The sequence below is a fragment of the Geomicrobium sp. JCM 19037 genome (assembly GCF_000698105.1).
Classification (GTDB): Bacteria; Bacillota; Bacilli; order Bacillales; family Marinococcaceae; genus Geomicrobium_A.
The window spans coordinates 34,303-43,373 of sequence record NZ_BAWZ01000038.1; the positions used below are offsets into that span (position 1 = coordinate 34,303).

The following is a 9,071-nucleotide window of genomic DNA, read 5'->3' on the forward strand; positions in this document are numbered from 1 at the left end:
TCGGCTACTCATTTTTAAATGTAAGAAGGTAGTTTATGTCGTAACAATAATTTCTGAAGGACCATATTGACCGTGGATTTTTCAATAATTCTTAAATAGAGGAAGAGTAATGACAAACGTTGCTCCTGCGTGTTCTGAATTGTAGGCCGCGATCTGTCCTCCATGACTGGCTATGTTTTGCTGACTGATGGCTAATCCGAGTCCAATGTGGGTGTAGGTATTTCGAGATTCATCTCCTTGGACAAGTGGTTTGAAGATTTCTGCTAATTTAGATGATTGAATTCCTGGACCCTCATCGGTAATGCGTAAAACGTAGTGTTGGTCATCGGAAAACCCTTCAATTTTAATCGTTCCGTTAGAAGGGCTATAGCGTATTGCATTCGTAAGTACATTTTCAAGCGCTTGATGCATGAGCTCTTGGTGGAGAGAGAGCGTGTACGATTCGATCTTAGTCACAATCATAAGTTGTTTGTCGTTAATCGGATAGTCTAAGCTTTCAATTAGTTCATTTATCAATGGAATGATGGGAGTACGTGTTGTTTGAATGTGTTTAGTTAAGTAAAGAGAACGATTGTAATTCGATAAAAGAGTGAGTAAATGATCCATCCGCCAAGCTTGTCGAAGTGATTTAGAAAGGTAGTGAGCTTTTTTATCTTCGGTTTCCACAACACCTGTAGTAATTCCTTCTAAATATCCTTTTAGAGAGAATAAAGGGGTACGTAAATCATGAACAATTGAAGACATGAATCGATCACGGTCGTGTTCAAGTTGTGACCGTTCGTTTTGAAGACGTTGCAAATTTCGATTCATCGATGTAAACGCTTCGGTCAATTCATTCACTTCTTTAATATGTGAATGAATGGGAGGTGGATTGTCTTTTTGTTTCGTAATGTTCATTAGTGCATCATTTAACGTTTGTAGCGGTTTGACCGTGTGCATATGGACATACCACAAGAATAATAGTAAAAGAAAGACGATGGTAAATAGAATCAGTGTCAGTGCAGCGGAATCATTTGACGCTGTTGTGACATACAGTGGTGATGATGGCTGGCTATAGTACAACGTTGCAACAACAGAAGAGGACTGAACGATCGAATATTTGTACGAAACTTCAAGTGTTTGATCAACAGATTGATCGGCTGGTCGATGGTGATAGTATGTAGTACCGTTTTGGAGTATGACGTCGATATGTAACTGCTCTTCTCTTGCAATTTCATCAAGATTTTTGAGCCATTCTTTTGATGGCCAAGATTGATCAACCTCAATAAATTCATCAATCCATTCGGTTGGTTCCGCAATTGGATTGGGAGAAGTCTGATGATTCTCGTAAGTTTGATACAGTTGACTGACCGCAAGTGGCAGAACAAGTAGACTAATTGAAAACAAAATTAGTACAACATTTAGTGAGAGTTTACGGTTCATCATAGTCTACCTCAATAAGTTGGTACCCTAATGAACGGATCGTTCGTATAGACAGAATATCATCATAGGTACGCAATTTCTCTCGTAATTTCGCAATATAGACACGTACAATCTGCGGGTCTTGTAGTTCGTCTTTCCAAACTTTGTAAAGGATTTGGTCATAAGAAAGTATGATTCCGCGGTTTTCATACAAGTAATGAAATAAACGGTATTCATAAAGACTTAAGTTGATGCGTTCGTCCTTAATAGTTAGCTCTAATGAGCCGTTATGGACATGAATGTTTCTTTGTTTGTTGTTCACTTGGTTAAGTTGTTGCCGGCGGTACATGGCATTTACGCGAGCAACGACTTCCGCTGGACTTACTGATTTAACAATATAGTCGTCCCCACCAATGGTTAAACCTCGTATGCGATCTTGTTCACTTTCTTTCGCACTTAAGAACAAAATGGGTGTCGTTCGATGTTTGCGAAATGCTTTGCAAAACGAAAACCCATCTTCCCCAGGCATCATCACATCTAAAACAATCACATCAAGTTGTTCTCGTTCAATGTGAGCCCATGCTTCTGTCGTATTGTTTGCTTGGAAAATTGTATACCCTGAGGCTTCTAAATAATCTGTTAATAATTCCAAAATATCGGGTTGATCGTCAATAAGTAAGATATTCTTGGTTAGCATCCATATCACCTCTAGTTCATTTAAGCACAGTCTAATCGCAAGTGCGATGGTTACTTAGTAGAGAGAGTGGATGGACGGCAAGCGCCGTTCATCGATTTATGTTAAATGTTTAAGAATGTTTTGTCGTAAAGCCCATCGTGTTGGAAGAAGGAAACCGAGTATCCCTAACACGGGTGACAAAACAATAATAATAGTGAGTTCAGTAACCGGCAAGACGCTTAAGCTTCCTTGAAGTGAGAATGTTAAGTGCATAGATAGCCATAGAGAACATACAGAAGCCATCAAAGCACTTATAAATGTGAGTAAAGCGCCTTCTAACAAGAGTATTCGATATAGCTGTTTGTGAAACAAGCCAATTGAACGAAGAATAGACAATTCGGTTAAGCGTGCTTGAAAGGTACTCATTGAACTCGTAAAAAGACCAGCCATCGTTAGAACAATCATGATGCCAATGGTAAATGCCAAAACGTATAAGCGTTCGTTATATTGTTCTTGGAATTCCTCAAGCGCTGCATAACGGTTAATAACGTTTACGTCGTTTTCTAATTGCAATGATTCAATTGTTCCATGAATTTGTTGTTCTGCTTGGCGATTTGCGCTTGATAGTAGAAGCTCAGAATGTTGTGTAATCGCGAAATGATCGTCCATCTGTTTTGGTGTCATGAAAAAAGAGTCAAACGGTTCGAACTGCTCGTTGCTTAAAAACGGATGATTCGAAACGATGGAAGCTACTGTAAAGGAATAGTTAAAGGCTTCCTCGTCGCTTTCAATGCTTTTAAGGTTAATTTGATCGCCAATCTCATAGCCGAGTGCATCGGCGGTTCGCTCCGTAATAACAACGTCAAACGGGTCCAACTCGTTGATTGTTGTCTTTCCTTGTCGTGCTTCTTCAAGATATGGATGTAAATCAGTGCCTTTAATTTGTGCGAGCACTTGTGCTGTGCCGTCAACGTCTTCGGTTGCCCAAGTGGTCTTAGGTAGATTCGTTGTCAGCCCAATAAAAGGAGTTGTAAAGTAATTGGAAGGCTCCGACACATCGTTTTGTAAGGTAATCTCATCATATAGCTCTGGAGAGAATCCTTGATTTTGCAGTGCATAATTGCCATAGGCATAGGACGTGACACGAAAATCGGCAGGATTTAAAGAAAACAGTTGGTCAATGGATGTTTGTTTTAGGTTTTCTAATGTCGTAAATCCGAGTGTGGTTAAGATGATACAGGCTGAGAGTAACATCGCGATTGCCTTCGTCTTTTGTAAGTGCCGAAGGAGTTGTAAGGGCGCCAACGTCCATACCGACGAGTGACGAAGTGGCTGTATAATAGCATGAACGAACCGTAAAGCAAAGCGTAAAGTGTGAGTGATGCAGACAAAGTATAGCGTAATGATACTAAACATGGAGAGTACGTGTAACCAAACATCCGTAGTAACAAAACTGAGTATTGAAAGGATGAGCGTGCACACGAGTAGCACGATAAATAAACGAACCCGTTTTCTTGTTAACGTTAGTTGGGAAGAAGATTGCTGATAAGTACTTATCGGTGAAACGTTACTCGCTTGATAGACCGGAAATACTGAGAAGATGAACAGTGAGGCTACATACAAGAGCAAATAGAAACCGATGCTTAGCCAAGGAATTTCTGTAGTTACAATCATGACATCAGCAAATGTCATCGGGGCGGATAAAATCATCAAGGCAGTGCAGATCCCGATTACTAAACCAATGAATAGACTTACGATACTCACGAACAAAGTCTCGATGCATGCAAGGAAAAGAAGATTTCTCTTTGAGGCGCCGACGAGCCTGAGGACGGCTAATTGTTGATTTCGTTCTTGAATCATCACTTCCATAATACTTCGATACAATAAGCCACTAACGATGATCACGGCGATGTTTATGCTTGTCAGAATCGGCAACAGTCCTCCGACATTTTCACGTAAATCGTTCGTTTCTTCTAAAAGATCAACGTTTAACAACGGATTCATCTGTACAATTTGATCGTGGACAGATTGTTTTGATTCATGAGAGTCGAGTTGTAGCATCGCCATTGTCGGACCTTTTCGAGTGACGGATTGTAACCACTCAGCTTGAAAAAGCAAAACGGAAGACAGATCTTCTCGGTCTTCATTTGAGTAGCCGACAATTTTAACTTGTTCCTTTTCTCCTGGTGGAAATAATAAGTCAATGTTATCACCAATCGCTACGTCATGAATCGAAGCGTAAGCTCTTGAGACAATCACTTCACGTTCAGCAGGAATGGTTTGTTCACCAATATCAACCATCGTACTTTCATATGCTAAAGGTTCCTCATTAAATCCTACATAAATGTCATCCCACATTTCATATTCTTCTTCGTATCCTAAATAAGGGTAGTGAATGGTTCCGATTTGACGTACTTCAGTGAGACTTTCAAGGTTTTTTAAATCTTCTTCTGTTAGAGGTTTACGAAGCTCATCATGGATACTTAATTGGTAACCTACATAAAGATCAACATCCCCGTAGACCGATTGAATTGATAATTCATTCGACTTTTCGATGGATGCCAAAAAGACTTGTGATGCACTGAGTAATGCTGCTCCTAAACTTATACTTATAACAATTAACATGGTTTTCAAACGTTGTCTTGAAAGATAACGAAAAGCAAGTGTACGTAAATTCATTCGACCATTTGTCCATTCTGAAGTTGTGTATGGTGAATGGTTTTTACTTTTTGATCCGTAGATTGAGATGTAGAAAAAGGTAGATTCGAAACAAGTTTTCCATCGTTCATGATGACTACTCGATCAGCAAAAGCGGCAATCGTAGATCGTGAGTAACGATAATCATCGTATAACCTAAAAATTGGTGTAAGTCTTTAAATTCTTTCATCACAATGGATGAAGTGAAGGAATCAAGACTTCCCGTAGGCTCATCAGCAACTACGATACTCGGTTTATTAATCATTGCCCGAGCAATGGCGACTCGTTGCTGCTGACCGCCAGATAGTTTCTTCGGCAAAACGTGTGCCAAATGACCAATGTGTAACCGTTCCAATAATGTCTGTGCTCGTGCGGTGACTTCTTTTGATGACGGTCTATGTTTCGTAAAACTTGTTGGTATGATCACATTTTCTAAGGCCGTGAGTACAGGCAGTAAATGAAACTGTTGAAAAACAAAGCCGAACTCTTCATTTCGTAACCTTGTTAATTGATTATCATTGAAATTGGTAATCTCGTTTCCTTTCAAAGTAATCGTGCCTGATGTTGGCTTATCTAAACCAGCCAGTAAATGTAGTAGCGTCGATTTTCCTGACCCGCTACTTCCCATAATAGCTGTAAATGAGCCTTCTTCAAACGAAATGGACAAATTGTTTAGTGCATAAAAGCGTGGAGAATAGATTTTGCTCACGCCATTCACATCTAGTAATACCATCAGTACCCCTCCTTGACTTTGACTCTAACAAAGCATTGTTAATGCTGATAAGAGAAATATCAACGGCTTATAAAATCATATAACAAATGTTTATGTGACGTACTAACCGAGAATAGAGAAAGTAGATGAAGAATTGAAGTAAAGGAGTAAGAGGAAGATATGAACAAAGGTCCATCCAATCAGCATGAGTACACCGAACGCTACCGCCCGCAATTTCATTTCTCAACACCACAAGGCAACTTGGCGGATCCAAATGGCCTGGTTTATTACAACGAAACGTATCATCTATTTCATCAAAAAGATGGCAATTGGGCTCATGCAATTAGCGAAGATTTGTTGCATTGGAAGCACCTTCCGCTTGCATTAGAACATGATGAATTAGGACAAGCGCTGTCTGGAAGTGTAGTTGTGGATCATTCCAATCATTCTGGTCTATTTGATCGTGGTGAAGGGTTAGTTGCGTTTTATACGAGTACAGAAGGTGGAGAAGCACAGTCGCTTGCGTATAATTGTGACGACGGATTCACGTGGCAACGATACCCACACAATCCGGTCATCCAAAATCCGGGTATAAAAGATTTCCGCGACCCGAAAGTCTTATGGCATGATGATTCAAATGCTTGGGTCATGGTCGTTTCAACGGATCAAACCGTATCATTTTACCGCTCACATAATTTAGTAGACTGGACGTATAGTAGTGAGTTTGGTGAGCACGAAGGCTTGCACGTCGCGGTGTGGGAATGTCCAGATCTGTTTCCATTGCCTGTAGATGGCTCACGTGCAAACGAGAAATGGGTATTGCACGTGAGCGTAGGTGATAATGACGAGACGAAAGGCTCGACTGCACAGTACTTTATCGGTGAGTTTGATGGGTATGCGTTTCACAATGACAATCCAGCGGATGAAGTACTCATTACTGATTATGGTCAAGACTTTTATGCAGCCCAGACGTTTTATAATGTAAATCACCGAACGATTTGGCTAGGTTGGATGGCTAATTGGCGTTATCCGTATCAATCTCCAACAAATCCGTGGATGGGATCGATGAGTTTTCCTAGAGAGTTAAGCTTAGTCACGAATCGTGAAGGTCAACTCCGGTTGGCACAACAACCGATTGCTGAAATTGAACAACTGAATTCAAAGGAAAGGCAGTTCGAAACTTTTGAAGTTCAAGATGAATCATTTCGACTACATTTCCAAGGGACGAATTATTTGTTGGAAGCTACAGTAACGTGGGAAGAACTACGTGAGTTTGGTCTTCGTCTGCGTCATGGGGACGGGGTGGAAGCTTAATTGGTGTGGATGTGGAGTATAACAAAGTGTTTCTTGACCGAACCAATGCGGGTCTGAAGACAATCGTCGATCGCTGTGGCGAGGAGTTTCCATTCGGGCAACGATATGAGGCAGAGTACGACGGAGACCGAAACACGATTGATTTAAAAGTGCTCGTTGATGAGTCGTCAATTGAACTATTCGTTCAACAAGGAGTGACGGTGTTTACTTCACTCATCTATACCGAACCGACAAATGATGGCATCGAGTGGTATGCAGCAGATGGATCCATAACGGTAAAGGATTTCACGATTACTCATTTACACAATACGTGGAGAGAGCAAACGGATACGGTGGATCGCCTAGTAACGAATGTTGAAGAACAATCGTTACTCGTAGGAGAACAGCATCAAGTGAAGGCGGCGCTAAAACCGGATGAGCAAGACTTTGATGAAGACAAGCTTATTTGGAGAAGTGCAGATGAGCGAGTCGTAAAGGTTATTCAGATGAACGGACGAACGTGTACGATTGAAGCAGTAAAGGAAGGTCATACAACCCTCCATGTGTGTGATCAAAGGAGCGGTAGCAGTTCAGAAATACAGCTAGTCGTTGAGGATGAGCGTTCATTTAGTGATCGTCTAAAAGACGTTTTTAAGAAGTAATGCGTTCACGTTTTACTGCTGATTTAAACCGTCACTAGGTAACTCTTTTTCTGTTAACAGTACGTCAAGGCTCGACACTGAATAAGCATTCTTACAACCAAAATGAATGAAGCATTAAAGCTAGATCGGCTCATCACCAATTATTTAAACGGACGTTCTTTCGTTGTCAACTTCTGGGAGTTCTCGCGAGGTGTTGTTTATTTAATTCAGTATATGGTACTATAATTTAAAATAAAGTACCAAGAGGTGATGAAGATGACGACAGAAGTAACGATTCAAAAACCAGAGCCACATCTTCTGTAGGGGCGAAATTAAATGCGATGGCGCTCAATACGTTTACGAAAACAGTCGTAGGGTCAAACAATCAACGTGTTATCGACGACACGATGTTGAAGTTATGGAGAGCGGATAACAACCGTTTTAGTCACGAATATGCGTATGTTGCAAAGGAAGGCGACCGTATCCTAGGGTTGATGACGTGTTATCCTGCGAAAACGATGGACCGATTGCTTTTTCCGACAGCGGTTAAGATTTTACGATATCGTCATCTCGGCTTCTTGATTCATTCTTTAAAGAATCGAAAAGACTTCAGGTCCATGCTCCGATTAAAAGAAGCAAAAGAAGACGAATTTCATATTGGTACGTTGGCGATGTTGCCAGAAAGCCGTGGAAAAGGGATTGGTACGATGCTCATTCATAAGGCAGAGCAGTTTGCACGCGAACAAGGGCTAGACAAGCTTTCACTCACCGTAGACCAAAACAATCCAGCAGCACGTAAACTTTATGAGCGTGTTGGTTTTCACATCGTTCATCAGTCTGACCAAAAGCCGTTTGCGGTGTATCGCATGGTCAAACAGGTAGATGAGGGGGCAAAGCGATGACAAAGGAACTGAATGACGCCATCTACGTCACCATTATCGGTGTAATTGCTGAAAACGGCATACGCTTTACGACAGAGCAAGTAGCACGAGCGCTCGGCACGAGTAAGCGCACGGTATATGAATACTTCTCTAGCAAAGAAGAATTGCTTAGCCGGACAATTGACTTTGTGTTCCGTGACATCCAAGCGATTGACCGAACGATTGTGAACGATCACACGTTATCTGAAGCGGAGAAGATCGAGCGAGTATTCGCTTCTTTGCCAGTCAATTATGACATAGGCATCATCATTCAACATGCGGACGAGTTAGAAAAGAAATACCCCGCTTTACATGAAAAAGTTGCAAACCAATTAAGTGCGGTTTGGAATCCGTTCATTGAGTTAGTTGAGCCGAAGTTTCCAACCGCTTATGTAACGGTGCTGAAAACACTGTTAGAAGAGATGCTCCTAAATTTGTTAGACACTCAATATTTACAGCAACACAACGTAACGTTCGAGGAAGGATGAAGCAGCTGCAAGCAATTGTGCTTCAAGGCATTTTACCTTCAACATCAGAAACAAGCAGTTAATGAATATCGAGCGCTACAAAGTAGCGCTCGATATCCGTTGAACAAAGCAATTTTCGAGAAAGAAAATGCAAGTGCACGCTTTCGACACGGAAGTACACCTTTTCGACACCGGAGTGCACATAATCGACAAATCAACCCCGCACGATCGAGCCCTAACCCGCCCGCGCAACCCCCCGCTGAG

General features: G+C 41.3%; 8 protein-coding genes. 4 read left to right on the plus strand and 4 right to left on the minus strand.

The genetic code is table 11. The features are described from left to right. Positions 1–81: 81 nt before the first annotated feature. The 4 genes from JCM19037_RS17845 to JCM19037_RS17860 form a co-directional block, all read right to left on the minus strand. Positions 82–1,425, minus strand: a complete 1,344-nt coding sequence (locus JCM19037_RS17845) for a HAMP domain-containing sensor histidine kinase (RefSeq protein WP_081829414.1) — start codon at positions 1,423–1,425, stop codon at positions 82–84. Continuing rightward, on the minus strand, positions 1,412–2,098 hold the full coding sequence (locus tag JCM19037_RS17850) for a response regulator transcription factor (RefSeq protein ID WP_042403444.1): 687 nt from the start codon (positions 2,096–2,098) through the stop codon (positions 1,412–1,414). The genes JCM19037_RS17845 and JCM19037_RS17850 overlap by 14 nt, the downstream gene beginning before the upstream one ends. 96 nt (positions 2,099–2,194) lie before the next feature. Further along, complete coding sequence (locus JCM19037_RS17855; RefSeq protein ID WP_042403446.1) at positions 2,195–4,756, minus strand: ABC transporter permease; 2,562 nt, start codon at positions 4,754–4,756, stop codon at positions 2,195–2,197. 115 nt (positions 4,757–4,871) lie between these two features. Further along, positions 4,872–5,507: an ABC transporter ATP-binding protein gene (locus JCM19037_RS17860; RefSeq protein ID WP_052364026.1), complete on the minus strand. Its 636-nt coding sequence runs from the start codon at positions 5,505–5,507 to the stop codon at positions 4,872–4,874. A 159-nt stretch (positions 5,508–5,666) separates the two neighbouring features. Here JCM19037_RS17860 and JCM19037_RS25255 point away from each other — a divergent pair, with 159 nt between their 5' ends. The 4 genes from JCM19037_RS25255 (at position 5,667) to JCM19037_RS17875 (ending at position 8,828) form a co-directional block, all read left to right on the plus strand. Continuing rightward, a complete protein-coding gene (locus JCM19037_RS25255; protein ID WP_152549133.1) occupies positions 5,667–6,800 on the plus strand; it encodes a glycoside hydrolase family 32 protein in 1,134 nt (377 codons plus the stop codon). Positions 6,801–6,805: 5 nt separating this feature from the next. After that, entirely contained in the window at positions 6,806–7,441 is a 636-nt protein-coding gene (locus tag JCM19037_RS25260; protein ID WP_193744800.1) for a GH32 C-terminal domain-containing protein, read from the plus strand. A 320-nt stretch (positions 7,442–7,761) separates the two neighbouring features. Beyond that, complete coding sequence (locus JCM19037_RS17870; RefSeq protein ID WP_042403448.1) at positions 7,762–8,322, plus strand: GNAT family N-acetyltransferase; 561 nt, start codon at positions 7,762–7,764, stop codon at positions 8,320–8,322. Next, entirely contained in the window at positions 8,319–8,828 is a 510-nt protein-coding gene (locus JCM19037_RS17875) for a TetR/AcrR family transcriptional regulator (RefSeq protein ID WP_052364027.1), read from the plus strand. Before JCM19037_RS17870 ends, JCM19037_RS17875 begins: the two co-directional genes overlap by 4 nt. Positions 8,829–9,071: the final 243 nt, after the last annotated feature.